General features: G+C 71.4%; 25 protein-coding genes and 1 pseudogene. 13 read left to right on the forward strand and 13 right to left on the reverse strand.

The annotated features are described in order from the left end of the window. Window positions 1-85: 85 nt before the first annotated feature. The 4 genes and pseudogenes from FE374_RS19860 to FE374_RS11065 all read right to left on the reverse strand — a co-directional run bounded on the left by FE374_RS19860 (window position 86) and on the right by FE374_RS11065 (window position 1,479). Entirely contained in the window at window positions 86-451 is a 366-nt protein-coding gene (locus tag FE374_RS19860; RefSeq protein WP_230978268.1) for a hypothetical protein, read from the reverse strand. A gap of 46 nt (window positions 452-497) precedes the next feature. Next, a pseudogene (locus FE374_RS20310) lies at window positions 498-581 on the reverse strand (DUF1697 domain-containing protein); the annotation flags it as partial. Window positions 582-856: 275 nt separating this feature from the next. Further along, a complete protein-coding gene (locus FE374_RS11060) occupies window positions 857-1,246 on the reverse strand; it encodes a type II toxin-antitoxin system VapC family toxin (protein WP_179957309.1) in 390 nt (129 codons plus the stop codon). Further along, on the reverse strand, window positions 1,243-1,479 hold the full coding sequence (locus FE374_RS11065; RefSeq protein WP_139929057.1) for a type II toxin-antitoxin system Phd/YefM family antitoxin: 237 nt from the start codon (window positions 1,477-1,479) through the stop codon (window positions 1,243-1,245). The genes FE374_RS11060 and FE374_RS11065 overlap by 4 nt, the downstream gene beginning before the upstream one ends. 197 nt (window positions 1,480-1,676) lie before the next feature. On the opposite strand from FE374_RS11065, the gene FE374_RS11070 reads away from it, so the two are divergent. Both FE374_RS11070 and FE374_RS11075 read left to right on the forward strand, forming a co-directional pair. Continuing rightward, the gene (locus FE374_RS11070; protein ID WP_139931550.1) at window positions 1,677-3,134 is read left to right on the forward strand and encodes an MFS transporter; all 1,458 of its coding nucleotides are present in this window, start codon (window positions 1,677-1,679) and stop codon (window positions 3,132-3,134) included. Window positions 3,135-3,353: 219 nt separating this feature from the next. Next, the gene (locus FE374_RS11075) at window positions 3,354-3,608 is read left to right on the forward strand and encodes a hypothetical protein (protein WP_223173517.1); all 255 of its coding nucleotides are present in this window, start codon (window positions 3,354-3,356) and stop codon (window positions 3,606-3,608) included. Between the two features lie 540 nt (window positions 3,609-4,148). Here FE374_RS11075 and FE374_RS11080 read toward each other — a convergent pair. Beyond that, a complete protein-coding gene (locus FE374_RS11080; RefSeq protein ID WP_230978270.1) occupies window positions 4,149-4,541 on the reverse strand; it encodes a DNA/RNA helicase domain-containing protein in 393 nt (130 codons plus the stop codon). A 13-nt stretch (window positions 4,542-4,554) separates the two neighbouring features. Between FE374_RS11080 and FE374_RS19180 the strand changes: the two genes are divergently transcribed. The 3 genes from FE374_RS19180 to FE374_RS11090 all read left to right on the forward strand — a co-directional run bounded on the left by FE374_RS19180 (window position 4,555) and on the right by FE374_RS11090 (window position 7,113). Continuing rightward, window positions 4,555-4,704: a hypothetical protein gene (locus tag FE374_RS19180; protein WP_168205512.1), complete on the forward strand. Its 150-nt coding sequence runs from the start codon at window positions 4,555-4,557 to the stop codon at window positions 4,702-4,704. 287 nt (window positions 4,705-4,991) lie between these two features. Beyond that, entirely contained in the window at window positions 4,992-5,945 is a 954-nt protein-coding gene (locus FE374_RS11085; protein WP_223173518.1) for an AAA family ATPase, read from the forward strand. Between the two features lie 67 nt (window positions 5,946-6,012). Further along, entirely contained in the window at window positions 6,013-7,113 is a 1,101-nt protein-coding gene (locus FE374_RS11090) for a vWA domain-containing protein (protein WP_330998410.1), read from the forward strand. A 335-nt stretch (window positions 7,114-7,448) separates the two neighbouring features. Here FE374_RS11090 and FE374_RS11095 read toward each other — a convergent pair whose 3' ends face one another. The 4 genes from FE374_RS11095 to FE374_RS11110 are packed head-to-tail and all read right to left on the reverse strand — an operon-like array spanning window position 7,449 to window position 12,088. Further along, window positions 7,449-8,174 carry an SRPBCC family protein gene (locus tag FE374_RS11095; RefSeq protein WP_139929063.1) on the reverse strand — a complete coding sequence of 242 codons (726 nt, stop codon included), beginning with the start codon at window positions 8,172-8,174 and terminating at the stop codon, window positions 7,449-7,451. A 4-nt stretch (window positions 8,175-8,178) separates the two neighbouring features. Beyond that, a complete protein-coding gene (locus FE374_RS11100; RefSeq protein ID WP_139929065.1) occupies window positions 8,179-9,036 on the reverse strand; it encodes an FAD binding domain-containing protein in 858 nt (285 codons plus the stop codon). Next, window positions 9,033-11,573 carry a xanthine dehydrogenase family protein molybdopterin-binding subunit gene (locus tag FE374_RS11105; RefSeq protein ID WP_139929067.1) on the reverse strand — a complete coding sequence of 847 codons (2,541 nt, stop codon included), beginning with the start codon at window positions 11,571-11,573 and terminating at the stop codon, window positions 9,033-9,035. Before FE374_RS11105 ends, FE374_RS11100 begins: the two co-directional genes overlap by 4 nt. After that, window positions 11,570-12,088 carry a (2Fe-2S)-binding protein gene (locus FE374_RS11110; RefSeq protein WP_139929069.1) on the reverse strand — a complete coding sequence of 173 codons (519 nt, stop codon included), beginning with the start codon at window positions 12,086-12,088 and terminating at the stop codon, window positions 11,570-11,572. Before FE374_RS11110 ends, FE374_RS11105 begins: the two co-directional genes overlap by 4 nt. A gap of 189 nt (window positions 12,089-12,277) precedes the next feature. On the opposite strand from FE374_RS11110, the gene FE374_RS11115 reads away from it, so the two are divergent. Further along, window positions 12,278-12,622, forward strand: a complete 345-nt coding sequence (locus FE374_RS11115) for an iron chaperone (RefSeq protein ID WP_139929071.1) — start codon at window positions 12,278-12,280, stop codon at window positions 12,620-12,622. Window positions 12,623-12,647: 25 nt separating this feature from the next. Here FE374_RS11115 and FE374_RS11120 read toward each other — a convergent pair whose 3' ends face one another. Then, on the reverse strand, window positions 12,648-13,430 hold the full coding sequence (locus FE374_RS11120; RefSeq protein WP_139929073.1) for a hypothetical protein: 783 nt from the start codon (window positions 13,428-13,430) through the stop codon (window positions 12,648-12,650). Between the two features lie 163 nt (window positions 13,431-13,593). On the opposite strand from FE374_RS11120, the gene FE374_RS11125 reads away from it, so the two are divergent. Further along, window positions 13,594-14,325, forward strand: coding sequence for a competence/damage-inducible protein A (locus FE374_RS11125; protein ID WP_139929075.1), 732 nt, complete (start codon window positions 13,594-13,596; stop codon window positions 14,323-14,325). Between the two features lie 40 nt (window positions 14,326-14,365). Here the strand turns inward: FE374_RS11125 and FE374_RS11130 are convergent, their stop codons facing one another. Next, the gene (locus tag FE374_RS11130; protein ID WP_139929077.1) at window positions 14,366-14,908 is read right to left on the reverse strand and encodes a dihydrofolate reductase family protein; all 543 of its coding nucleotides are present in this window, start codon (window positions 14,906-14,908) and stop codon (window positions 14,366-14,368) included. Window positions 14,909-15,081: 173 nt separating this feature from the next. Between FE374_RS11130 and FE374_RS19185 the strand changes: the two genes are divergently transcribed. The 3 genes from FE374_RS19185 (at window position 15,082) to FE374_RS11145 (ending at window position 16,842) form a co-directional block, all read left to right on the forward strand. Then, window positions 15,082-15,846 (forward strand): hypothetical protein, encoded by a 765-nt coding sequence (locus FE374_RS19185; RefSeq protein WP_168205667.1) that lies wholly within the window; start codon window positions 15,082-15,084, stop codon window positions 15,844-15,846. A 136-nt stretch (window positions 15,847-15,982) separates the two neighbouring features. After that, complete coding sequence (locus FE374_RS11140) at window positions 15,983-16,390, forward strand: CPBP family glutamic-type intramembrane protease (RefSeq protein ID WP_139929079.1); 408 nt, start codon at window positions 15,983-15,985, stop codon at window positions 16,388-16,390. 53 nt (window positions 16,391-16,443) lie between these two features. Continuing rightward, on the forward strand, window positions 16,444-16,842 hold the full coding sequence (locus FE374_RS11145; protein WP_139929081.1) for a nuclear transport factor 2 family protein: 399 nt from the start codon (window positions 16,444-16,446) through the stop codon (window positions 16,840-16,842). A 93-nt stretch (window positions 16,843-16,935) separates the two neighbouring features. On the opposite strand, the gene FE374_RS11150 is transcribed toward FE374_RS11145, so the two are convergent. Beyond that, window positions 16,936-18,321 carry a wax ester/triacylglycerol synthase domain-containing protein gene (locus FE374_RS11150; RefSeq protein WP_139929083.1) on the reverse strand — a complete coding sequence of 462 codons (1,386 nt, stop codon included), beginning with the start codon at window positions 18,319-18,321 and terminating at the stop codon, window positions 16,936-16,938. A 396-nt stretch (window positions 18,322-18,717) separates the two neighbouring features. Here FE374_RS11150 and FE374_RS11155 point away from each other — a divergent pair, with 396 nt between their 5' ends. From FE374_RS11155 to FE374_RS11165, 3 genes are all read left to right on the forward strand, one after another. After that, window positions 18,718-20,040 carry an MFS transporter gene (locus FE374_RS11155; protein ID WP_139929085.1) on the forward strand — a complete coding sequence of 441 codons (1,323 nt, stop codon included), beginning with the start codon at window positions 18,718-18,720 and terminating at the stop codon, window positions 20,038-20,040. A 125-nt stretch (window positions 20,041-20,165) separates the two neighbouring features. After that, a complete protein-coding gene (locus FE374_RS11160) occupies window positions 20,166-21,290 on the forward strand; it encodes an LOG family protein (protein ID WP_139929087.1) in 1,125 nt (374 codons plus the stop codon). Between the two features lie 234 nt (window positions 21,291-21,524). After that, on the forward strand, window positions 21,525-22,358 hold the full coding sequence (locus tag FE374_RS11165; RefSeq protein WP_139929089.1) for a hypothetical protein: 834 nt from the start codon (window positions 21,525-21,527) through the stop codon (window positions 22,356-22,358). Window positions 22,359-22,428: 70 nt separating this feature from the next. On the opposite strand, the gene FE374_RS11170 is transcribed toward FE374_RS11165, so the two are convergent. Beyond that, complete coding sequence (locus FE374_RS11170) at window positions 22,429-23,553, reverse strand: PIN domain-containing protein (protein WP_139929090.1); 1,125 nt, start codon at window positions 23,551-23,553, stop codon at window positions 22,429-22,431. Between the last annotated feature and the right edge of the window lie 661 nt (window positions 23,554-24,214).

Here is a 24,214-nt window from a genome sequence, read left to right on the forward strand (position 1 = left end):
GCCTTGCCGTCGGCGGGTCCTCACCGAGCGACTACGTCTGACCACCGGCCAACGCTTCGGCGATGGCCTTGCACATCGGCCGTGCTCAGCTCTCCAGCTTCTTGACGATGCGCTGGACGGTGAGCCAGGTGCGCGTGGTGATGTCCTTGCCGTAGGTCTTGTCCAGCCAGAACATGAAGTCCGGGGTCTGGCCGGGTTGGCTGTTGTCGATGACCGCGAGGAAGACGCGGGCCGCCTTGTCGTAGCCGACAATCCGGGTGCGCGGATCGGGCGACTCCGGCAGCCGGCCCGGTCCCGTGGCGCCGTCCTTGAGGAATGTCGCGGTCAGGTAGGTGCCCCGGCCGTGGGTCAGCCCGGGGAAGGGATCGCTGTCCAGCAGGGCACGGAGCTCGGCGTGGTCGCGGATGATCGTGCCGCCGGCGATGCCGAGCTCGCTGTGAAGCGCGCTCAAGATCCGCTGCTCGAGAATCGGGACGTCGGCCTCGGTGCTGGTGGAACACGATGTTGCCGCTGGCCAGCACCGAGCCCACGTGCTCGAACCCCAGACCTTCGAACACCCCGCGCAGCTTGTCGTTGGTCATGTTCGGGTTGCTCGGTGTGATCCCGCGCAGCAGTGCCGCGTACCTGTACACCCCACCGAGGGTAGTCAGCCGACGCCGGGGTGTTTTCGCAGTCGGCGCGACGTCGATCGCGCGGATCGCGCCACCTACGCCCTATCTCGCGCCGGCTCAGCAGCGGCGACCAGGCACGACGCGCGAGGGCTCGTGGGACGCCGTCGCCCGCGGCCGCGGTCAGGCGGAGACCCACGGCTCAGCCGCTGAGCTTGTGCCCGTCAGGCCTTGGGCTCGTCAGGCCGTCACGCTGACCGGACGCCCTCACCGTATGCGAGCACTGCCTTGTCAACCGTGAGCAGCTCGACTCCCTCCTCGAGAGCCTGCGCCACCAGCAGGCGGTCGAACGGGTCGTTGTGAAGCGGCTGAAGACTACGCACACGCAAGACGTGCGCCCCCGTCACCACCACCTCGCCCAGACCGGCCAGCCGCGCATAGGTGCGCACCGCCTCCGGATCGACATTGAAGTCCCGCCGGTCGGGGCCGGCCTTGATCACGATCTCCCACAGGCTCACGACACTGAAGGACACCTGCTGAGTGGTGTCCTCGAGGAGCGCGCGCGTGAACGCGGGCAGGCGAGCCGCCCCGAGCGCGGCCCACAGCAGGACGTGGGTGTCGAGCAGATAGGCCGTCACTGCCCCAGCCCGAAGAGCTCGGCGACGTCGTCGGACATCATCTCGTCGAAGTCATCGGGGATCTTGGTTTCCGCGGCGATGCTCGGTGGCAGAAATCCCACTCGGGGAACCGCCGGCGCGTCGACGATGGGGATGACGCGGGCCACGGGCTTGCCGTTGTTCGCGATGATGAACTCTTCCTTGACGAGGCGCGAGAGGTGCGTTTTCGCCTCGTGCATGTTCACCGTCCGCATGGTCACCCCTTAGTTCGGCTTAGTCTACCGCGGTATCGGCAGCCGGTTCGTAGGCATGCCTAACGCCGCGGTCGCACGCCTGCTCGTCGTGAGTGAGAAGGCCGTGGCCGGGCGTACCGCGACCGGCGGAGACGTACCGCTGCTCCGGGAGCACCGCCCGTGTCGGTAGGGTTGCCTCCCTGATCAGCGGCGACGACATCCGCCGGTGCCGGGACGACAGGACCAGGACCGCGAACTCCATGGCGAGCACATCAGCAACGCGCGGGGTCGGCTTCCGCTCCGAGCGGGGCCCCGTCCTCGTCGCGCTCATGCTCACCACGGCGCTCATCGCCATCGACTCCACGATCGTCGCGACGGCGGTGCCCTCGATCGTCGACGACATCGGTGGGTTCACGTCCTTCCCCTGGCTGTTCTCCAGCTACCTGCTCGCCCAGGCAGTCACCGTGCCGATCTACGCCAAGGTCTCCGACATGATCGGGCGCAAGCCGGTCGTCTTCATCGGAATCGGGCTGTTCCTCCTCGGGTCGGTCCTGAGCGGGTTCGCGTGGAGCATGCCCGTGCTCATCGCCGCCCGGCTCGTGCAGGGCCTCGGCGCCGGTGCGGTGCAACCGATGGCGATCACGATCGCCGGGGACATCTACACGGTCGCCGAGCGGGCCAAGGTCCAGGGATACCTCGCCAGCGTCTGGGCGGTCTCCGCCGTCCTCGGCCCGACCCTCGGCGGGACGTTCGCCTCGCTGGGGATCTGGCGGGCCATCTTCTTCGTCAACGTCCCGGTCTGTCTGCTCGCGGCGTGGATGCTTGCCAGGTCCTTCCACGAGTCGGTCGGGCGTGAGCGGCACCGGGTCGACGTCCTCGGGGCGACGCTGCTGACCGTGGCGCTCAGCCTGCTCATGCTCGCGCTGCTCGAGGGCGGGCACGCGTGGGCGTGGGACTCCCCGGCGGGCATCACGATCGTCGCCGCCGGCGCCGTCCTGCTCATCCTGTTCGTCCTCGCCGAACGACGTGCGGCGGAGCCGGTGCTGCCCGCCTTCGTCTTCACCAGGCGCCTCCTGCTCACGACGACGCTCATCGCCTTCGGTGTCGGCGCGGTCCTGCTCGGGCTCACCTCCTACGTCCCTACCTATCTCCAGGGGGTCCTCGGCGCCGACCCGATCGTCGCCGGACTGGCTCTCGCCACCCTCACCATCGGCTGGCCCATCGCCGCCTCGGTGTCCGGGCGCATCTACCTGCGGCTGGGCTTCCGAGCGACCAACCTCATCGGAGTCGCGCTCGCCATCGCGGGCACGGTGGTCCTCGCCATCGTCGTCGCCCTCTCCCCCACGGTGCTCCTCGTGGCGACCGGATGCTTCATCGTCGGCCTCGGGCTCGGCTTCACCTCCACGCCGAGCATCGTTGCCGCGCAGTCGAGCGTGGAGTGGGCCGAGCGAGGTGTGGTCACCGGGACGAACATATTTTCCCGGTCGGTGGGCAGCGCCTTCGGCGTGGCCGTGTTCGGCGCCTTGTCCAACGCCGTCTATGCCCGGCTCGGCAACCACGGGCCCGACGCCATCGCCGAGGCCTCCAGCGCGGTTTTCCTGGCCGCCGTCGTCGCCGCGGTCCTCATCGCCGCGGCGGTCCTCGCGATGCCGAAGGTCATGGCACCGTCTGCCTGAGAGCTGCGCCAACCCCGCAACGGGGGCGTCGGCGGCTCAGGCGTTGCCGACGCGGGCTGGTAGTACAACACTCAGGCAACGCCTGAGGAATGTACTACCAGCCCGTGCGTGGTCCACTGATCGTCGAGGCAAAAGAGCCCCCGGGAAGACACTGCTGGCACCGACCCCGCTTCGCCGCAACCCAGTCGGCCGAACCCTGATCTGAAGACCCTGGACCGGTTGGTCGGAACCTGGGAAATCTCCGGTGACGCCGAGGGGAGGGTCACCTACGACTGGACGGAAGGCGACTTCTTCCTGTTCCAGCATGTCGACCTTGGCGGCACCAGTGGGCTGGTTGTCATCGGCCACCTCCAGCTGTACGGCGAGGAACTGAGCGCGGACATCAGGTCGCGCTACTACGGCTTCTCCGAGGGCGTGACCTTCGACTGCACCCACGAGATCGTCGGAGACACGCTCACTGGCGCCGGGCACTAACCCCGGAGGCGGCGGCTACAGCACCGTCTCGACCCGGCGCAAGATCTAGGTCTTTTGACCCTCTGCCCGCGGTGCGGACGCGGCTAGGTTGGTGCCACAAGACCAGGACTCCCCGGCGGCCAGACGGACGCACACGCCGCCCACCGCCGGAGGCGAACGGTGCGGATCGAGCTGGACGAGGTGATGCGTAGCAGTGACGAAGCACCGCAGCGCCACCCCGGCCGCCAGGCACACGTAGCGACACACTGGCCGTTGATGCGCAGTCAGCACCGGCACAGCCCAGGATCGGGCAAGGTCGAAGAAGCCGGCCCCCGTGGTGACGAGCAAGAGGCCCGGGTCTTCGGACCCGGGCCTCTCGCATCCCCGCCGCCTACACCCCCGCCTCGAGCGGAAGACGACCCCTAACGGTCAGGGTCCGTGCCGGGTGGCCGAACAGTCACCTGGGAGGAGGTCGTCGAGCTTGACGTCCAGGACGGCGTCGCAACGGAGTCGAACCGTCACGGGGTGGCTCCAGCGACCCCGTGACAGTTCGGCATCAGCCTAGGGATTGATAACCGACCGCAGCATCGCCTGCGTCTCTTCGTCGGTCGACAGCACGAGGGTGCCGCGCAGCCCACGTGTGAGCAGGACCTTATAGACGTGCCGCACTAGACGGTCGAAGGTCGCATCGTCGACCGTATTGCGTGACTTGAAGTCCGGGTCTTTGTTGAACTCACGTCGCGAGACCCACCGGTCGTCCCGCCACACCAGATCTGGACCGATGACGACGCCGTTCCAGGAGTACTCGAATCCTTGCGCGGTGTACACACAGCCGACCTGCTCGAAACCGGCAGGGTCGTACGCCCACAACCATGACGGTGGCGCGCCGCCGATCGCCCGATCGCTCTTGAGGTTCCACGGCTTCGACCAGGCCCCGATCCGGACGTCCGCCACGAGCGAGCCGTCCGTGTTCGGGTTGCTCCAGGGCGACGACGGCCGGCCGCGGCTCATGGAGCTCGAGGCCGTCGAGAAGAACCTGTATTTCGACAGCGCACCGAGCTCCGTGGACCGGCTGGCCGACGCCGTCGTCACGCGCGCCGCCCGGCCCGGAGCGTGACCGGGGTGCGCGACGCCGCCGGGGTGCGCCGCTCGCCCGTGCGCCGCAGCGCATAGGCACGACCTCGAGGCCTCCGCCCCGGCTCACCTGCCCTCGGGGTGTTCAGAGCCAACGCGGCCTGGCTGATCTGTGCCGTCGTGGCCTTTGACCTCATGCGCTCGCGCCACACCGTCCGTCCGGGCCAAAATCAGCCCACCCCACCCGCCCCGTCGGTGGATCGAGGCAATGCGGCGACCGGTGTGCTGTAGGCCACATTCGGACACTCGCCGGGCGGTAGCGTGCCAGGCGTGAAGACGGACGAGCTGTTCGCGAGCCCGGAGTCGTTGGCCGCCGCCCTCGCCACCACCGGTTATCTCGCCGACGTCGGGCTGGCGACGGTCACGTGGCTCGCGCACCGGCTTCAGCGGCCGATCCTGGTGGAGGGCGAACCGGGGACGGGCAAGACCGCGCTGGCCGAGGCGCTCGCCCAGGCCGCCGGGCGTCCGCTGATCCGGTTGCAGTGCTACGAGGGCATCGACGCCTCCCAGGCGCTCTACGACTGGGACTTCCCGCGCCAGATTCTTCACCTGCGCGCGGTCGAGGCCCTGGCCGGGGCCCGAGCCGCCACCGCAGCAGCTGCCAGCGGGACCGGCACCGGCACCGGCACCGGCGAACCGCAGCCGGACGCCGTCGTGCGCGAGGCGGAGCTCTTCGACGAGCGGTTCCTGCTGGCCCGGCCGATCCTGCGGGCGCTGCGCGAGAGCCCCTGCGTGCTCCTTATCGACGAGATCGATCGGGCCGATGACGAGTTCGAGGCGTTCCTGCTGGAGGTGCTCTCCACCTGGCAGGTGACGATCCCGGAGATCGGGACGGTCACCGCCACCGAGCCGCCCATGGTCGTGCTGACCTCCAACCGCACCCGCGATCTGCACGACGCGCTCAAGCGGCGCTGCCTGTACCAGTGGATCGACCATCCCGGCTTCGAGCAGGAGGTCGACATCGTCCGCACCCGCCTGCCGGAGGTGGACGCGGCGCTGACCGAGCAGGTGGTGGCTCTGGTTCAGAGCCTGCGCCGCGACGGTGAGCTCATCAAGCCCCCCGGGGTCGCCGAGACCCTCGACTGGGCTCGGGCCCTGGACGCGCTCGGCGCGAGCGCGGTCGACCCCGACGTCGCCGCCCGCACCCTGGGCGCGGCGATCAAGTACCGCGAGGACGAGCACCGGGTGCGCGAGCTTCTGCATCAGACGGGCCGGCAGCCGTGACGTCGCGCCCACCCGGCGTCCCGCGCGCTCCCGGACGCCCACCCCCGCCCGGAGGCCGGTGAGTCGGGTGCCGTGGACTGTCCAGGAGTCCCTGCTCGGTTTCGCCCGGGCGTTGCGGGCGGCCGGGCTGCCGGTCACGGCCGCACACGAGCGTCTGTTCCTGCAGGCGGCGGCAGAGGTCGGCATCTCTGCCCGGGAGCAGGTGTATTGGGCAGGCCGTTGCACCCTGACCGGCTCGCCGGACGACGTCGTGCCCTTCGACGAGATCTTCGCCAGCTGGTTCGGCGGGGCATCGTTCGAAACGCTGACCCGCAGGCCCTCGCCTCTGCCGTCTGGGCTACAGGCCCCGCTGGTCGACGGGGCGGAGAGCGTGCTGCGCCTGTCGGGCAGTCCGGCCCCGGCGGTGGCGTCCACGACCGAGGTGCTCCGACACCGCGACATCGGCGTGATGGGCGCCGCGGAGCGCCAAGAGCTCCGGCGCCTTCTGGCCACCCTCGACCCCCGCCCGCCACGGCGCCGGGCCCGGCGGCACACCGCCGCGCGGCGCGGTGACCTGGACGGCCCTCGCACCCTGCGCGAGCAGCGCCGCCGCATGGGCGAGGTCGGACCGGTGGTCTACCGCCGCAAGCGGCTGCGCAACCGGCGCACCGTGGTGCTGCTCGACGTCTCCGGCTCGATGCGGCCCTACGCCGACTCCAACCTCCGCCTGGCCCACCGGATGCTCCACGCGGCGCCGCGGACCACCGAGGTGTTCACCATGGGCACCCGCCTGACCCGGGTGACCCGCGCGCTGCGCCCCCGCACCGCCGACCAGGCCCTGGTCGCGGCCGGCGACGTCGTGCCGGACTGGGCCGGCGGCACCCGGCTCGGTGAGATGCTGCGGGCCTTCGTCGACCGGTGGGGCCGCGGCGGGTTGGCCCGGCAGGCCGTCGTCGTCGTCTTCAGCGACGGGTGGGAGCGGCAGGAGCCCGAGCTCCTCGGCGAGCAGGCGCGCCGGCTGCGTGCGCTGGCCCACTGCGTGATCTGGGTCAGCCCGCACCGCGGCAAGGCGGGGTACCAGCCGGTGCAGCAGGGCATCATGGCGGTCCTGCCCCACATCGACCACTTCGTCGCCGGGCACTCCCTGGCCGCGTTCGCCGAGCTGCTCGACGCCGTCGCCCAAGCCTGACGGAGTGCTCTCTGCTGCGGGCCTGCCCGCGCTCACGTGCGGCGGGCTCACCGCCCCTCCACCCCCCGGGCCGCGCCAGAGGGCCAAACATCGCAACGTCGTCACGGTCGTGGCCCGGGACGACGCGGCGAACGGTCGAGTGTGACGCTGTCGCGCTCTCGGAGGGGTCGCACACCGCAACTTCGCCACATTGGTGTGCGGGCACAACGCGTCACGCCGTCGAATGTGACGGTCTTGCGCTCCAGAGGTGCCAGAAGCGTGCAGTTGTCCGGGTCGGGCGAGCGAGCGAGCCACGTCCGACTCTGCGAGTAGGCACCGGCGCTGCTGCCTTGTAGCTAAGAGCTGCGCCCGGCCCGTCCGACGACGATCCCCGCCACCAGCCCGACGAGCCCGACCGCGCCGATCATGGCGTAACGCCGCACCAGCACTGGTAGCACGGCCGCGCCGAGATCCACCGCGTCCGTGGTCTGTCCCGCCGGCGCCGGGGTGGGTCGTATGCCTCGGGCGGCGTCCGGCGCAGGCCGGGATGCCGTGGCCATGGCCGGCGGCGCAGCCGCAGGCGCAGGCACCGCCGTCGGCCCGGACTCCCCCAACCCCGGCTCCGCCGTCGGCCCGGACGCGGTCTCGAACTGGCTCTCGATGCACGCGACGAACTGGCCGAGGAGCTTGTCGGAGACGTCCTGCATGACCCCGCGGCCGAACTGGGCCGGCTTGCCGGTGATGCTGAGGTCGGTGAGGACCTCCACCCGGGTGCCGGCGCCGTCGTCGGTCAGCGACATCGTCACGGTGACCGACGCCGTGCCGTTGCCGCGCCGATCCTTCCCCCGGGCCTCGATGACCGCCCGGTGGCCGGCATCGTCCCGCTCGACGAAGCTACCCGTGCCCGTGTACGTCAGGGCGATGGGCCCGAGCTTGACCTTGACGGTCCCGGTGAAGGAGTCGGCGTCGGCCTCGGTGACGCTCGCGCCGGGGAAGCAGCTGCCCACCCGGTGCAGGTCGGTGAGCAGCGCCCAGGTGCGGGCCGGGTCGGCGGGGACGGTGAAGGCGTGGGTCAGCTCCACGGCCTCACGCCCCCACGGCCGTGAGCACCGCCCGGCGGGTCAGGACACCGGCGAGGTGTCGGCGGTACTCGGCGTCGCCGTTGAGGTCCGACGGCGGCTCGGTGCCCTCCCCCGCCCGGGCGCAGATCGCGTCGAGGTCCGTCGCGGTGGCCGGCATCCCGATCAGCAACCGCTCGACGTCACGGGCCCGCAGCGGCGTGGCACCCATGTTCGTGAGCGCCACCCGGGCCTCAGTGATGGTCCCGGCCTCGGCGCGGGCGGTGACCGCGACCCCGACGATCGCCCACTGGTGGGAGACGCGGACGAACTTCTCGTACGCGCAGCCCCACCCGGTGTGCTTGGAGATCTCGACGGCGACGAGCACCTCGCCCGGTCCTACCGCCGTCTCGAAAAGGCCGAGGAAGAACTCCGCGGCCGGTACCCGCCGCTCGGTCCCGTCCGCGCCGGCGATGACCATGGTGGCGTCGAGGGCGAGGACGGGCGCGCCGACGTCGCCGGCCGGGTCCGCGTGGGCCAGTGCCCCGCCCAGGGTGCCCCGGTGGCGGATCTGCGGGTCGGCGACCTCGGTGATCGCCTTGACCAGCACGCCGGCGTGCTGGTCGACGGCGGGGTCGTCGAGGAGCTGCTGATAGGTGGTCATCGCGCCGATGCGCAGTCGGTCCCCGGCGTCGGTGATGCCGGCCAGCCCGGGGACCTTGGCGAGGTCGACGAGCACCTCGGGGGCGTTCAGGCGCATCCGCAGCACGGGTAGGAGGGACTGGCCGCCGGCGATGATCTTGGCGTCGTCGCCGTGCTCGGCCAGGGCTGCCAGGGCATCGGACAGGCTCGTGGGAGCGAGGTAGTCGAACGCTGCGGGGATCATCGGGCACCGCCTTCGTCGTCGCGGGGGTTCTGGTCGGCGTCGCCGGGCAGCGGGTCCTGGTTGGGCTCGCCCGGCGCGAAGTGTGCGGCCGCGTCGGGCGGGGCTGCGCCGTCGGGCAAGGCTGCGCCCTCGGGCACGGCTGCGCCGTCGGCCCGGGCTCCCCCGGCCTCCCGAACCGCGCGCCACACCCGCTGCGGGGTCAGGGGCATGGTGATGTCCTCCACCCCGAGATGACGGACGGCGTCGAGCACGGCGTTGACCACGGCCGGGGTCGAGGCGATGGTCCCGGCCTCCCCGACGCCCTTGGCGCCGAGGTCGTTCGTCAGCGACGGGGTCACGGTGTTCTCGGTGACGAAGGAGATCGTGTCCGCGGCCGTGGGCAGGGTGTAGTCGACGAACGAGCCGGACACCAGCGTGCCCTGCTCGTCGTAGACCGCCTCTTCCCATAGCGCCTGGGCGATGCCCTGGACGAGGCCTCCGTGCACCTGCCCCTCGACCAGCAACGGGTTGACGATCGTGCCGACGTCGTCCACGCACACGTAGCTGCGCATCGTCACCTGGCCGGTCTCGGTGTCGACCTCCATCGCGCACAGGTGGGTGCCGTGCGGGTAGGAGAAGTTGACCGGGTCGAAGGTGGCGTCGGCGTCCAGGCTCGGCTCCATGCCGTCGGGCAGGTCGTGGGCGGCGAAGACCCGCAGGGCCAGGTCGGTCAGCCCGATCGCGGTGTCGGTGCCCTTGACCTGGAACTTCCCGCCGGTGAACTCCAGGTCGTCCTCGGCGGCCTCGAGCACGTGCGCGGCCAGCGGCAGGGCCTTCTCGATCACCTTGTCCGCGGCCTTGACCACGGCCTGGCCGCCGACGACGAGTGAGCGGGACCCGTAGGTGTCCAGGCCCTTGTGGGAGATCTGGGTGTCACCGTGGAGGACCTCGACGTCCTCGAAGGGCACCCCGAGCCGGTCGGCGACGATCTGGCTCCACGCCGTCACGTGCCCCTGGCCGTGCGGGGAGGTGCCGGTGACCACCTCGACCTTGCCGGTGGGCAGCATCCGCACCGCGGCGTGCTCCCAGCCGCCGGCGCCGTAGCTCAGCGCGCCGAGCACCCGGGAGGGGGCCAGCCCGCACATCTCGGTGAACGTCGAGACGCCGATACCGAGCTGGACCGTGTCGCGGGCGGCGCGGCGCTCGGCCTGCTCGCGGCGCAGCGCGTCGTAGTCGAAGAGCTCCTTGGCCCGGGCCGTGGCCGCCTCGTAGTTGCCCGAGTCGTACTCCAGGCCGGCGACGGTGGTGAAGGGGAACTCCTCGTGGGTGATCCAGTTCTTCTCGCGCAGCTCGAGGGGGTCCATGCCGAGCTCGGCGGCGAGGTCGTCCATGAGCCGCTCGATGGCGAAGGTCGCCTCGGGCCGGCCCGCGCCGCGGTAGGCGTCGGTCCACGTCTTGTTGGTGAAGACGTTGGTGCAGGTGAAGTGATAGGCGGGGAACTTGTAGATGGCGTTGTACATGAACGCCCCGAGGATCGGCACCCCGGGGGTGACCAGGCCCAGATAGGCGCCCATGTCCGCCGTCAGCTCGACCTTGAGCCCGGTGACGGTGCCGTCGCGCTTCGCGGCCAGGGTGAGCTTTTGCCACTGGTCGCGGCCGTGGTGGCCGGAGACGAGGGACTCGCTCCGCGTCTCGGTCCACTTGCACGGCTTGCCGGTGCGGCGCGCCGCGAGGAAGGTGATGACCTCCTCGGGCGTGACCTGCAGCTTGCCGCCGAACCCGCCGCCCACGTCGGGGGCGATGACCCGCACCTTCGACTCCGGCACGCCCAGGGTCAGGGCCAGCATCACCCGCAGGATGTGCGGGACCTGCGTGGAGGTCCACATCGTGTACTGCTCGCCGGTGGGGTCCACCGCCGTCGCGCGCGGCTCCATGTAGGCGGGGATGAGCCGCTGCTGGCGGAACTCGCGCTCGATGAGCACCTCCGCGCCGGCGATGGCGTCCTCGACGTCACTGCCGGTACCGGCCGCGGCGGAGTCGAAGGTCCACACGGCCGAGACGTTGGTGCCCAGGTCCGGGTGGGCCAGGGCTGTGTCGGCGGCGGCGTCCTTGAGATCGACGACGGCGGGCAGCTCGACGTAGTCGACGTCGACCAGCTCCGCGGCGTCGCGGGCGGCGGCAGGGCTGCGGGCGATGACGACGGCGACGATCTCCCCGGCGAAGGCGACCCGGTCGACGGCGATGGCCGGGTGGGGCTGGGCCTTCTGGTCGGGCGTGATCGGCCAGGCGGTGGGCAGGGCGCCCTGTTCGTCGGCGACGTCCGCGCCCGTAAGGACGGCGACGACGCCCTCGGCGTCCTTGGCGGCGGCGGTGTCGATCGCGGTGATGGTCGCGTGGGCGAAGGGGCTGCGCACCATGGCCAGGTGCAGCATGCCGGGCAGCACGATGTTGTCGGTCCACCGGGTGCGGCCGGTGATGAGCCGGCGGTCCTCCTTGCGGCGGCGGGCCCGGCCGATCTCGGAGGTGGCCGTTGCGGTGCGCTCCTCGGTGAGGGTCATGACCGCACCTCCGCCGTCGCCATGGCCGCCGGTGCTGTCTCCTCGGCCTCCGCCGTCGTCGCGCCGGCTGCCTGCTGCACGGCGCGGACGATGTTGTGGTAGCCGGTGCACCGGCACAGGTTGCCCTCGAGACCGACGCGGATCTTCTCCTCGGTGAGGTCCTCGGTGTGGGCGATGAGATCGGTGGCCTGCATGATCATGCCCGGCGTGCAGTAGCCGCACTGCAGGGCGTGGCAGTCGTGGAAGGCCTGCTGGACAGCGGTGAGCTCGCCGTCCTGCGCGAGCCCCTCGATGGTGGTCACCTCATGCCCGTCGGCCTGGACGGCCAGGACGTTGCAGGACTTCACGCTGCGCCCGTCGAGGTGGACGGTGCAGGCGCCGCAGTTCGAGGTGTCGCAGCCGATGACGGTCCCGGTCTTGCCGAGGGTCTCGCGCAGGTAGTGGACGAGCAGGGTCCTGGGCTCGACCTCGTCGCTGTACCGGGTGCCGTCGACAGTCACGCGAATGCGAGTCATGGATCCTCCAGGTAGGGACGTCATCGTCATCTCGGATCATGGCGGCGTTCCGGGGCGCTCGCAGCCGAATGGCGGCCCTGAGTTGGTGCCCGCACGGTTCGCTCGCCAACCCTCGCGGAACAGGCAAAGTTCCGGCCTTCTGGCCGGCCTGCCGGTGCAGGTGAGGGTCCTGCGCAGGACCATGGGTGCATGGGCACCGTCGACGAGACCATTGCCGAAGTTCCTTCGCCGTCGCGCGAGGCCCTCCGGCACGTCATCGACATCGCGCGGCGTCTCGCACCGGGGGCTGAGGACGGCATGAGCTACGGAATGCCGGCCCTGAAGGTGGCCGGAAAGCCGTATGTCGCGGTCGTCGCCGCTGCCAAGCACCTTTCCCTGTTCCCGTTCTCGTCCGCGGCGATCGACACCGTCCGCACGGACCTGACGGGCTACTCGCTGTCGAGGGGCACGGTGCGGTTCTCGGCCGAGCACCCGCTGCCCGACGACGTCGTCGAGCGCCTCTTGCGCGCCCGGCTGGCCGAGATCGGCGGGTAGAACACCATGTGAGCAGATCGCCCGCTCAGGGATGCAGCGGCCAGGTCGAGGGCGTGTCCGTCGCGATGGACACCACGTCAGCCGTGATCCCGTAAAGCCCCCAGACGACCAACAGGACGAACAAGATCCGGCCGGCCGCCGTGACGGCATCACTCCGCCACGCCCGCAGGACCGCCTCCGACCGGCTCAGGCCGAACGCCGCGGCGAGCGGCAGGGCCACGAAGACGAGGGTGGCGTGCAGCGCTGCCGCGCCGGCGACGAGCACCAGCCAGACCGGCGCGCGACGTGCCCAGCCGCCGGGTGCCTCCAGCCGGTCGACAACCGCCGGAGCGAGGAGCCCGAACCCGGCCGGAATGGCCACGAACGTCACGACCGCGAGCCATTCCGGGCGCAGGGCCGAGAAGTCGAACGAGGGATGGTCGTGCACGAAGAACGCTCCGCCGATGCTGCCGGTGAAGAGCGCGAAGAGCCCGGACCGGGCTCGCCGCGACGGCGGCAGCACCCGGCGGACCCACAGGTAGATCAGGCCCGCGATGGCGCCGAGCGCGATAGTCGTCACGAACAGGGTGACGGTGCCGCGCAGGGAGATCTCGCCCACCCGCGCCAGGTCGTCCGTCATCTGTCCACGAGCCGTCGAGGGCGAAGTCACGGCGAGGACCCGCATGACCAGCCGGCCCAGCACACCGCCGACGAGCAGACCGGCAAGCCCGCCGCCGAGGGCACCCGCGGCCAGCGTGCGCCAGAACGACGCCGCCGTCGGACGGGCCAGCGGGCCGCCGTCGGGAGGTAGTTCCTTGACCAGCGACACGCGGACCTCCGGTTCTCGTCTGTCGGCGGGACAAGGATGCCCGCCGACAGACCGTTTGTCCGCGAGTTCAGCACGTACATCACCAGGGCCCACGACGAGCACAGCGAGGCGTTCCCTGCCGGGCGGCCACCGCGCTGACGGACCGGGCACCTACGCTGCTCCCATGCCGAACCCCACTGCCGCGATCCTCGTGATCGGTGACGAAGTCCTCTCCGGGCGCACCCGCGAGGCCAACGCCTACCACCTCGCCGGCGAGCTCACCCGCGTCGGGATCGACCTGCGGGAGATCAGGGTGGTGCCCGACGACCACGCCTTCATCGTCGACGCCCTCAACGCCCTGCGCGCCGCGCACGACCACTTGTTCACCTCGGGGGGCATCGGCCCCACCCACGACGACATCACCGCCGACGCCGTCGCCGCGGCTTTCGACGTCGGCATCGACGTGCGCGACGACGCCCGCGAGCTGCTCGAGAACGCCATGGCCGGCCGCGGACAGACCGCCACCGAGGAGCAGCTGCGCATGGCCCGCATCCCCGACGGCGCCACCCTCATCACCAACGGCATCTCCGGCGCGCCAGGATTCAGCATCGGCAACGTCCACGTCATGGCCGGGGTGCCGAGCATCTTCGTCGCGATGCTCGCGGTCGTCCTGCCCACGCTCGACGCCGGCACCCCGCGCCTGTCCCGCGAGGTCCGATTCGAGGTGGGCGAGAGCCGGATCGCCTCCCCGCTGCGCGAGCTCGCCGAGGAGGTGCCGCAGCTGAGCGTCGGCTCCTACCCGTTCCGCGACGGCGACGTCCGGGGCACGAACGTGGTGGTGCGCGGCACCGACCCGGCCATGGTCGAGGACGCGGTGGCGCGGCTCGAGGCGCTGCGGGCGACTGTCGGCGCGTGAGGCCGGCCTCGTGACCACGGAGCCCTCGCGTTCTCGACCGTCAGCCCTGCCCGTAGGTCAGGTGCACCACGCCGTTGTCGTAGACGTCGTGCTCCTTCAGCGCGAGGCGGGTGGGGGCGCCGTCGGCCTCGAACAGGTGGGCCCCCGTGCCGCGGGCGACCGGGTAGACGAACAAGTGCAGATCGTCCACGAGGCCGTCCCGCAGGAGCGCCCGGACGAGCGTGCCGCTGCCGGAGACGTAGATGATGCCGTCGGTGCTCTCCTTGAGGTCGCGGATCGCGTCCGCGGAGTAGGGCAGCCGCGTGGACGGCCCCCATTCCACGCTCGGCTCGCGGGAGGCGACGACGTACTTGTGGGTGTCGTTGAAGAACGGCGCTCCTGGGTCGTCCTCGACCGTGCGGGTTGACCAGGCGGGCGCGAACATCTCGTACGTCGTGCGCCCCAGCAGGATCGCTGTCGACGCGCCCGTGATCGCCCCGAGGGTCTCCCCCATCTTCGGGTCGAAGCCGTACTCGGAGGTCCATCTGGGGTCCTCGTACACCCCGTCGAGCGCGATGAACTCGTGAATCGCGATGGTGCCCATGGGGCCGCCTCTCTGCTCGCCAATGTCGGGCACAGCCTTCGGGACCGGGCCCCCCGCGTCAACGGTCCGGTCGGACCGCTCGAGCCTGGCGTCGACCCTCGGGCCGGATCGGGGCACGGCCAACCGGCGTAGGCTGAAGTCGGGCAGGACCTGGGCGTCCAGCGGAGGTAGCGATGCCCCAGCGGAGAGCGTCTGACACCACTCCCCCGTGGAAGAAGCCCGAGGTCATCGCGGCCGCTCTCGCAGCCGCAGCAGCGGTGACCGTCGCGGTCATCAACGTTGTCGGGGACGACGACGGCGGGGCCGATGACGGGGCCACCGGTGATCCCGCGCCCACCATCGAGCTGTTGCAGACCGGGACGATGCCCGCGGACCCGCCGCCGGCCGTCTCGTACTGGTTCGAGGGGCGCGTGCAGAAGCTGCAGTCCAACCAGCGGGTGTTCGTCTTCGGATACTTCGATGAGACAGCGTCCACCGACCAGAGCAGCGACGACCCGGTGACCGAGCCACAGCAGCAGCCGGTCTCACCTCCGGCGGAGTACTTCCCAGGTGGGTCGTGGCGGGTCGACTGGATCCTGGAGCAGCCGCCAGGATCCGCCCGGTTCGAGGCCGTCCTGGTGGAGGTGCCGGAAAGCGGGGACGGCGGCAATCCGGGTGACCCCGGCGCCGTGCCCGGCGATCCCCCGACCGACGGTGCCCCCAGCCCAGGCGATCCCCCGACCGACGGTGCCCCCAGCCCAGGCGAGACCCCGACCGACGGTGCCCCCAGCCCAAGTGCGACCGCCTCACAGACGGACCCCGAGTCCCCCGCCCCACCGTCTCCCGACGACGCCCTCTCCCGCCTGATCCTGGACCGGTTGATGCAGTCCGGTCCCACGAGCCCGCTCATCGTGGCGCGGGACGATGTGGTGATCGAACCGGAGACCGGCTCGCCCTAGGGCGAGCCCGCCATGGCTGACAACCAGGCACAGCAGCCGGACACCGACCGTGTGCGTGCACTGCGAACCCGTGACCGCAGACCCCCGACGGCACGGGTCCCGCCTGACGACGGATCGATGCCGGGTGCGGACCGGGATGCCAGGAATGCTGAGCGGCTGGTGCGAGAAGCTGGGCTGGACGGCGTACGCCACCGATCCCCTGCAGGACCGGTACGGCGCATCGCACGCGGCGCTCGTCCTGGGGGTGGCGTGGGCGCTTGTGCATGTCGTCCCCTATGCGCAGGCGGGCAACGACGCGCGGTGGATCGTGGGCCAATGCCTCTTCACGGTGGCGCTGCGCGTGGTGCCAGCCTGGATCTACAACAACACCGGCCACAGCGTCCTGGCCGTCGCCACCTGTCAGGCGTCGTCGAACCTCGCCTGGTCCCTGGTCCCTGTTCCCAGACCAGGGCTCGCACTTCGACCCGGTCGTGACCGCGCTGCTGACGACGGCGATCACGCTCGCCGTCGTGCTGCGCTTCGGGCTCGCACGCTCGCGCGGTAGCTCTGCCGCCAGCGACGCCTTCTCAGGCCCGGTGTTCAGGAGCATGCTGAGGCATGGCCGATCGCGAGGAATTCCTGAGGTGGGTCGAGACCTCCCTGTACGACGCGGAGCTCGCGCTGCACAACGGCGACGCCGGCCCCCGGCGGGCGCTGTGGTCACGCACGGAGCCGGTGAGCGTCCTCGGCGCGTTCCGCAACGCTCATGGACTCGCCGAGATGGACGAGCTCTTCACCGCCCTGGAACGCTCCTTCTCCGACTGCACCTCCTACGGTTTCGAGATGCAGGCGTATGACGTGATCGGGGACATGGCCTACACCGCGGGCCTGGAACACACGTCGACGTCGATCGACGGCCAGCCGCGCACCTACACCCTGCGGGCCACACAGGTGTACCGCCGCGAGGGTGGTGCCTGGAAGGTGGCCCATCGGCACGCGGACACGGTCACCGACTGACGCGCCTGAGCGTGCACGGGCCGCGGCCGCGCTGGTGTCGGAGGCGTCCGGCCGGTCAGCGGTCCTGCTGACGGTTGGCGTGGGGCAGGTCGGTCATGGCCTCGGCGAGGAAGCCGGCCAGTACGGCGCCGTGAGCCGCTCCACCGTCCGTTCGAGACCATGGACGAAGACGCCGACGTCGGGGTGCAGCTCCGGGTCGGACGTCACTGTCACGGCGAGCCGCCCGGCGTAGGACAAGGCGGCCACGCTGACGCCGATGTTGCCCACCACGTTCGTCAGCGGGAGGAGCTCGAGCACCCGGGCCCCGGCGAGCCACGCCGGCTTCGGGGGGCCGGCGAGGTTAGCGAGGTAGATGTTCGAGACCCGCTGGCGGGCGGCCAGCGCCACGGCGCCGCGCAGTACCAGCGGGGAGCTCAGCACCCCGGAGCGGCCGAGGTCGAGCGGCTGACGCTTGCGCTCCTGCGTGTCGGCGACGACGGCCGCCAGGCGCCGCTCGTCGTCGTCCTCTCCCACCGGCAGGCGCACCAGCATCCCGGTGCGGGCGTTCTGCGTACGGCCCGGCTCCGGCGGCCCGGCGACGGGCACGGACGCGCGCAGGACCAGCCCGGGCGAGAGCTCGCCGCGCGCGGCGAGCAGCTCGTGCAGGCCGCCGGCCAGGGCGGCGAGGAGGACGTCGTTGACGGTGGTGGCGTGAGCGTGGGCGGCGGCGCGCACGGCGTCGAGGTCGAACCGGGCGACGTGCAGCGCCCGGCGGCGGCCGACGCGTTGGTTGAGACTGGTTCGTGGAGCGTGCCGGTCGTAGCCACTCAGCGCCTTCCGGCTCTGCCGCGCCGCGCCGGCCACGCCGCGCGGGTGGGTGGCCGCGGCGGCGATCGAACGGAGCGCGTGACCACGCCGGCGCAGGGCGTCGAGGGCGAGCTCGGCATTCGTGGGCGCGGGCCGGGGCGGCCGGAGTGCCGTCGTCCAGGGTGCTGCCGGTGGCGCGGGCTCTGGGTCGAAGACGGCGCCGACGGCGGTCAGCGCGCCCGCACCGTCGGTCAGGGCGTGGTGGAGGACGACGAGCAGGCCGACCCGTCCGTCGGTGAGGCCGGGAAGCACCCACACGCGCCACAGGGGTCGGGCGGGATCGAGGGGCGCCTCGTAGAGCCGGGCGCAGGTGGCCAGGAGCGCGGCGTCGTCGCCCGGGGTGGGGACGGGCACCACGGTGACGTGCCGGGCCAGGTCGAGGTCGCCGTCGTCCACCCATACGGGTCCGCCGCGGCCGGGGCCGGGCTCGTGAAGGACCTGCCGGAACCGGGGCCAGGCAAGCACGCGGCCGACGGCGGGCAGGAGGCGGTCGAGGGCGACGTCGCCGTCCGAACCGCGCAGCGGCGCGCCCTCGACGACGGCGAGCGCCCCGATGGTCTGGGGCCAGCCGCGCCGGCCGGGCCAGACCTCGACGAGCTCGTGCGGCGTCAGGCGCTCGATGATCGCGGTCATGGTTTCCACGGTGCGCGCCGGGGCGACGGCGTGCCAGGGACCGGGGTCCCCGCGCGGTGCCAGGCTGGCCCCATGGTCACCGTCTCGCTCCAGGCCTCGCCGGCCCCAAGGTCGCGAACTTAGTGGACCACCTTCTCGGCGAACCTCTGACGGCCCGCGCCACTACTTGCTCGAGGAGCCGCGAGAAGTGCGCCATTGCCTCCTCGATGCTCACCCCAGTGACCAGGCGCACTAGCCTGTGTGGCTGACCGCCGACCACCTCGGCACCGCTACCGCAGAGCTGGGCGACCTCCGGCGTCGCCCCTCGAAATTCCGTGGACTGCGGGCGCTTTCAAGCCTCACCCTGGGTGGACCCCACTGACTCGCGCCGACTGGCGCGCACACGAAAGAGACATCATGTCGCAGGCCACGCCGACGACCACGCCCCGCCGGGAGCTCCCCCGCGCGCTGCGGCCGTTCGGCGTCGCCCAGTACCGCGTCCTCGTCGGCGCCCTCACCCTGTCCCTGCTCGGGACCGGGATGTGGCTCGTCGCCGTCGTCTGGCAGGTCATCGAGCTTGGGGGCGGCCCCGTCGAGCTGTCCCAGGTGGCCACCGGTGCCGCGACCGGTGCCGTGGCGGCGGTCCTGTTCGGCGGCGTGCTCGCGGACCGGGTCTCCCACCGCTGGATTCTCATGGGCGTCGAGGCCACCAAGGCCGCGCTTATCGGGGTCGCGGCGTGGCTCTCCCTGACCGGCTCGCTCGAGCTGTGGCACATGGTGGTGCTCGCCGTCGTCGTCGGCGCGACGGACGGGTTCTTCTACCCGGCCTACACCGCGATGCTGCCCACGATCCTGCCGCCCGAGCAGCTGCTCGCCGCCAACGGGGTCGAGGGCATGATGCGCCCGGCGCTCATGCAGGCAGCCGGGCCGGCGCTGGCCAGCGCGGCGATCGCCGCCGCCTCGCCGGGCCTCGCCCTAGCCCTGGTCGCAGGCTCGCAGGTGATCGCCGTCGTCGGACTGAGCCAGCTGCGCGTCGCCCGCGTGCACCGCGAGGTGGACGCCGTCGGCACCCATCCGCTGCGCGCGATGGTCGGTGACCTGCGTGAAGGTGTCGCGTACATGGTCCGCACGCCTTGGCTGCTGGGCACGCTGCTGTTCGCGTGCGGCTGGGTGCTGCTCATGATGGGCCCGATCGACGTGCTGCTGCCCTTCGCAGTGCGTGACCACGCCGGCGGCGGCCCGGGCGACTTCGCCTTGGTGCTCGCCGGGTTCGGGGTCGGCAGCGCGATCGGCTCGCTGGCGGTGGCGTCCTGGCGGCTGCCGCGCCGGTACCTGACGGTACTGGTGGCTTCCTGGAGCATCGGCAGCGTGCCGCTCGTGGCGGTCGGCCTGACAAACCAGCTGTGGGTGATGGTGGCGGCGGTGTTCGTCGTCGGCGTCACGAGCGGGATGGGCAACGTCATCTGGGGCACGCTGCTCCAACGGCGGGTGCCGCCGGCGATGCTCGGCCGGGTCTCCAGTCTGGACTTCTTCGTCTCGTTGTTGCTCATGCCGGTGTCGATGGCGTTGGCCGGGCCGGTGGGTGAGGCGATCGGGCTGCGGCCGGTGTTCATGGTCGCGTCGCTGGTGCCCGTGCTGTTCGGGGTTGCGGTGTGGGTCTTCGCGCGGATGGCGAAGGACGAGGTCGCGCACCCGTTGGAGGCGACGGTCCCAGACGCGGAGCACGCCCTGGCGGGTTGAGGTGCCTTCCGGGCACTGAAGGCTCCTGGCCGCCGTCGGCGACTTTGCCGAAAGGCGTGGGTGCGTCGCCCGGAGCCGGACGGCGTGCCACGGCAGGCGCCTCGCGGCCCGGGTAGGTTCCCGGTGTGAAGCAGGAACGCGGCCGGACGGTCGAGGTCGAGTCGCTGGCCGACTTCGACCAGCGCGTCGGTGCAGGCGCCGAGGCCATGGCCGGCTGGCACCTGCAGAACGTCGACCTGCGAGGGCGTGGCCCGGTGCTGCGCCGGCTCGACCCAGCCGGAGCCCTGTTCCTCGGCTGTGGGCTCGAGCCGGTGGACGAGCAGAGCCTGCGTGCCCGCGGTGCCCTGGTCTTCCCGGAGGTACCCGATGCCCCGGTCCGGCAGTACCGCGCCAGCCTGTACACCCCGGGCGAGCTGTACGACCGGCTCGCAGGCAGCTATCACGCCACCCTCGACGCCCGCGTGTACGGGTGGTCAAAGCAGCCACCGGACCTTGACCGCAGCCTGGCCAAGGCACTTCACGACCACTCCATCGATGACGCGCTGCACGAGTTCGCCGCGGGTCGGCGGCTCGTCGGGGTGATGGGCGGGCACGCGCTGGCGCGTGGGTCAGCGCCCTATGCGGCGGCGGCCCACCTGGCCCACCGGCTGGCCGGGGCCGGTCTGACTGTAGCCACCGGCGGCGGGCCGGGCGCCATGGAGGCGGCGAACCTCGGCGCCTACCTGTCCGCCCGGCCGGCCGGTGTGCTGGACGCGGCCCTGGACCTGCTCGCCGTCGTCCCTGGTTTTCGGCCGTCGGTGCACGGCTGGGCCCGGGCCGCCTTCGACGTGCTGGAGCGATGGCCGGACGGCGTGCACTCCCTGGGCATCCCCACCTGGCACTACGGGCACGAGCCGCCCAACGCCTTCGCCACCGACATCGCCAAGTACTTCAAGAACGCCATCCGCGAGGACGTGCTGCTGCACCTGGCCACGGCCGGGATCGTGTTCCTGCCCGGGGCGGCGGGCACGGTCCAGGAGATCTTCCAGGACGCGTGCGAGAACTACTACGCCGACCGCTCCGGGGTGGCCCCGATGGTGCTGGTCGGGCGCTGGCACTGGACGGAGACGGTGCCGGTGTGGCCGGTGCTGCAGGCGCTCGGCGAGGGCCGCGACATGGGTGCTCACCTGCACCTGGTCGACAGCCTCGACGAGGCGGTGGCCGTGCTGGCGGCAGATGGTGGCGCGGCAGGACTACCGGCTCGCGCCTGAGAGCGTCCGAGCACCGACAGAACCTGAGCGCCTCGTTGGCCCCGGGCCAGCTGGTCCGCACGATCGAGGTCTGACCGACGCCCGTTGCCAGCCGATCGGGTGAACCTGCACGGCACCGCTCCTCGCCTGCGTAGCATCGCAAGCAGCTCGCCGGAGACCGCACGGGGTAGGCCAGCAACGACCATGCGGACCTCCCGGTGGTGCGCCACGCTTCGGTCCCTGAGGAGAAGCCAGATGATCCCCGTCGGTGCCGGCCCCGTGCCGATAAGCGCAGCCGAACTGGCGCGGCGGGTGACCGCGGCGCTGGTCGAGACCCTCACGCTCAGCCCCGAGCACGTCAACGTCGAGGCAGAGATGTCGGCCACGGGGGATGTCGACCGACTGTCGATCGACCTGTCCCACACTGTGCTGGACGCGCGGCACCTTGCGCCCAGCGCCCGCTCGTGGCGTCCGCCCGCGGCGAACCAGGGCGACGCACCGGTGACCGTGCGCTCGCTGCGCTCGACCGGCCTGCCGCTCGTGGCCTTCGGCACCCCCGTCACCGCGCAGCTCGAAGCGCAGAACGTCCCCGCAACGTGGGCCCGCGACGGTCAGGCCCGGCTGTGGCTCGCGTTCACGGACACCTCCTCCCCCGACGCACCGGCGAGCGGGAGGGCACTCCTCGAGGGCGACGTGGCGGCCGCAAGTGCGGTGATCGCCACCGAGCTCGCGCGCCAGCAGGGCATCAGCTTCAGCAACGTGCGGATCGTTCCCACGAGCGCCGGACACAACCAGGTCCGAGTCGACGTGCAGGCCACGGCGGCGAAAGGGTTCATGAAGGGCCAGATCACCGCCCACGTGGACGTCCGGGTCGACGACGCTCTCGTACTCCACGTCGAAGCACTGCATGCCAAGGCCGGGGGGCTCATCGGCGCACTGGCGGAAAACTTCATCAAGAAGCGCCTCGAGCCGTGGCAGAACAAGCAGATCCCGCTCACGCGGGAGTCGTTCGCCGGAGCCCGGCTCACGGACCTCGAGATCGACGTCGACGTCACAGGCCTGTTCCGGGTCGCGGCGACGCTGGGCTGACCGCGGCCATCGGCACGCACCTGGTCGACAGCCTCGACGAGGCGGTGGCCGTGCTGGCTGTGGCCACCGCTCACACGGAGACGATGTAGTCCTCCGCAGCGTCGTCCCACCGCAGGTGCACCACCTCATCCGCCTGCGCGGCCTTGCAGAACTGGAGGAAGTTGCGGTACCCGAGCGCCTTCTCGCTGAAGTCTGGGCGCCGTTTGCGCAGGCTGTTCTTCAGGCCGGAGAGCAGCACGAACCCGTCCGCGCTCGCGACGACCTCGCGAAGCAGCTCGAAGGCGCTGTCCCGCTCGCCGAGCTCCGGCAGCGAGACCTCCGGGTCGCCGGCTGCAGGGCCCTTCGAGAGCTCCACGATGCCCCGCTCGGCAAGATGTTTGAGGATCTCGCCGAAGGACCGGAAGCCGTAGTCGGACTCGCTGAACGTCGGGTCCTTGCGCAGGAGGGAACGCTTCAGGAGCGACGCGGTTACCGCGCCCGGTGCGGACGCGAGTCCGGCCAGCGTCTGGGCGAGGAGCACCTCGAGGGGCTGGGTCTCGGCCTCGGGCTGGTCCTCGGTCTCGACGGCCTCCGGCTCGGCCGGCGAGGCCGGCTCCACGGACGCCGGCGCGCCGCCGGGCTGCTCCGCCGTCGTGGAGCGCGTCGCGGGCTCACGTCTCGTGGTGGTGCCGCGGGAGCTGCGCGAGCGCCGCTCACGCGGCTCGGTCTCCTCGGGGACCTCGACGCCTTCCAGCCGGTCGTAGAACAGGAACTCGTCGCACGCCGGCGGGAGCAGACGGGACGTGGAGTTCTCGACACCGACGCCGATCACCCGCTTGTCCAGCTCGCGGAGCTTGTGCACGAGGGGCGAGAAGTCGCTGTCCCCCGTGCACATGACGAACGTGGAGATGTAGTCACGCTCGAAAGCCATCTCGATCGCGTCCACCACCATCTTGATGTCCGCGGCGTTCTTCCTCGACGCACCCATCTTCTGGGGCATCTCGATGAGCTCGACCTGGTGGCGGGTGAGGGAGCGCCGGTCCTCGTCGAAGTAGGACCAGTCCGCGTAGGCGCGACGTACGAGGACCCTTCCCCGCACGGCGAGGGCATCGGCGATCGGCCCGAAGTCGAATGTCATCCCGCCGAGGTGCTCGCGGGCGCCCAGTGCGAGGTTCTCGTAGTCGAGGAAGACGGCCAGGCGTTCTTCAGTGTCCATCCGGACAGCCTAGGTGGGCGCACGGAAGGGCGGTTTCAGGTGGGCGTGGACCGGTCGGGATACACATCGCACAATGACGCGGGCCAGGAGCTCGGTCGGCGGCGGTCCGGCGGCGCGCTCCGGCGTACCCCAAGACCTGCATGTTGCGCCCAAACATGCCGGTGGAACGACAGGTGTCGGTCGGAAACCGCAGGTCTCGCCGCTTTGAGGTGTTCACGAGATCGACCTCTCGCCCCGCAGAGCTCCGAGCAGCACCGGGACGCCACCCCTCGCAGCATTCGCCGTACTCGGCCGCGCCGTACTCGGCGGTCGGGGTCGCCAGGGTTCAACAAGGGTGTGCCCGCTCACAGACATCGACACGGCCCCGGGCCGGAAACGAGATGGCCAAGATGGCTGGAAAAACGACCACCTCGGCCATCTCGTTGATGACTCCGACCGGATCGAAGGCGGACCAGCCCGGTAGGGCCGCGGATCTGCCCGGTAGGGCCGCGGACTAGCCGGGACGAGGTCGCCCCAGGCCACTGGCCTACTACCTTGGTCCGCCCCTACCCGCGCATGCCCTAGGAGAGCCGGGGTGATCGACCCGGTCGGCGGGTCGGGCAGGTTGCCGGTGGGTCCACCGCCGCCGGGGACCTGGAAGTCCGGTACGCGCGGGTGCCGG

It is taken from the genome of Georgenia yuyongxinii, assembly GCF_006352065.1.
Lineage (GTDB): Bacteria > Actinomycetota > Actinomycetes > Actinomycetales > Actinomycetaceae > Georgenia > Georgenia yuyongxinii.

Bases quoted from the DNA above. Each gene is read 5' to 3' on its own strand.
- FE374_RS11105 (WP_139929067.1), bottom strand. From the start codon at position 11,573: ATGACCCTCACCGAGGAGCGCACCGCAACGGCCACCTCCGAGATCGGC.
- FE374_RS11130 (WP_139929077.1), bottom strand. From the start codon at position 14,908: ATGGGCACCATCGCGATTCACGAGTTCATCGCGCTCGACGGGGTGTAC.
- FE374_RS11170 (WP_139929090.1), bottom strand. From the start codon at position 23,553: ATGGACACTGAAGAACGCCTGGCCGTCTTCCTCGACTACGAGAACCTC.
- FE374_RS11115 (WP_139929071.1), top strand. From the start codon at position 12,278: ATGGGCACCGTCGACGAGACCATTGCCGAAGTTCCTTCGCCGTCGCGC.
- FE374_RS11140 (WP_139929079.1), top strand. From the start codon at position 15,983: ATGCCAGGAATGCTGAGCGGCTGGTGCGAGAAGCTGGGCTGGACGGCG.
- FE374_RS11100 (WP_139929065.1), bottom strand. From the start codon at position 9,036: ATGATCCCCGCAGCGTTCGACTACCTCGCTCCCACGAGCCTGTCCGAT.
- FE374_RS11125 (WP_139929075.1), top strand. From the start codon at position 13,594: ATGCCGAACCCCACTGCCGCGATCCTCGTGATCGGTGACGAAGTCCTC.
- FE374_RS11065 (WP_139929057.1), bottom strand. From the start codon at position 1,479: ATGCGGACGGTGAACATGCACGAGGCGAAAACGCACCTCTCGCGCCTC.
- FE374_RS11110 (WP_139929069.1), bottom strand. From the start codon at position 12,088: ATGACTCGCATTCGCGTGACTGTCGACGGCACCCGGTACAGCGACGAG.
- FE374_RS11165 (WP_139929089.1), top strand. From the start codon at position 21,525: ATGATCCCCGTCGGTGCCGGCCCCGTGCCGATAAGCGCAGCCGAACTG.
- FE374_RS19185 (WP_168205667.1), top strand. From the start codon at position 15,082: ATGCCCCAGCGGAGAGCGTCTGACACCACTCCCCCGTGGAAGAAGCCC.
- FE374_RS11155 (WP_139929085.1), top strand. From the start codon at position 18,718: ATGTCGCAGGCCACGCCGACGACCACGCCCCGCCGGGAGCTCCCCCGC.
- FE374_RS11145 (WP_139929081.1), top strand. From the start codon at position 16,444: ATGGCCGATCGCGAGGAATTCCTGAGGTGGGTCGAGACCTCCCTGTAC.
- FE374_RS11150 (WP_139929083.1), bottom strand. From the start codon at position 18,321: ATGACCGCGATCATCGAGCGCCTGACGCCGCACGAGCTCGTCGAGGTC.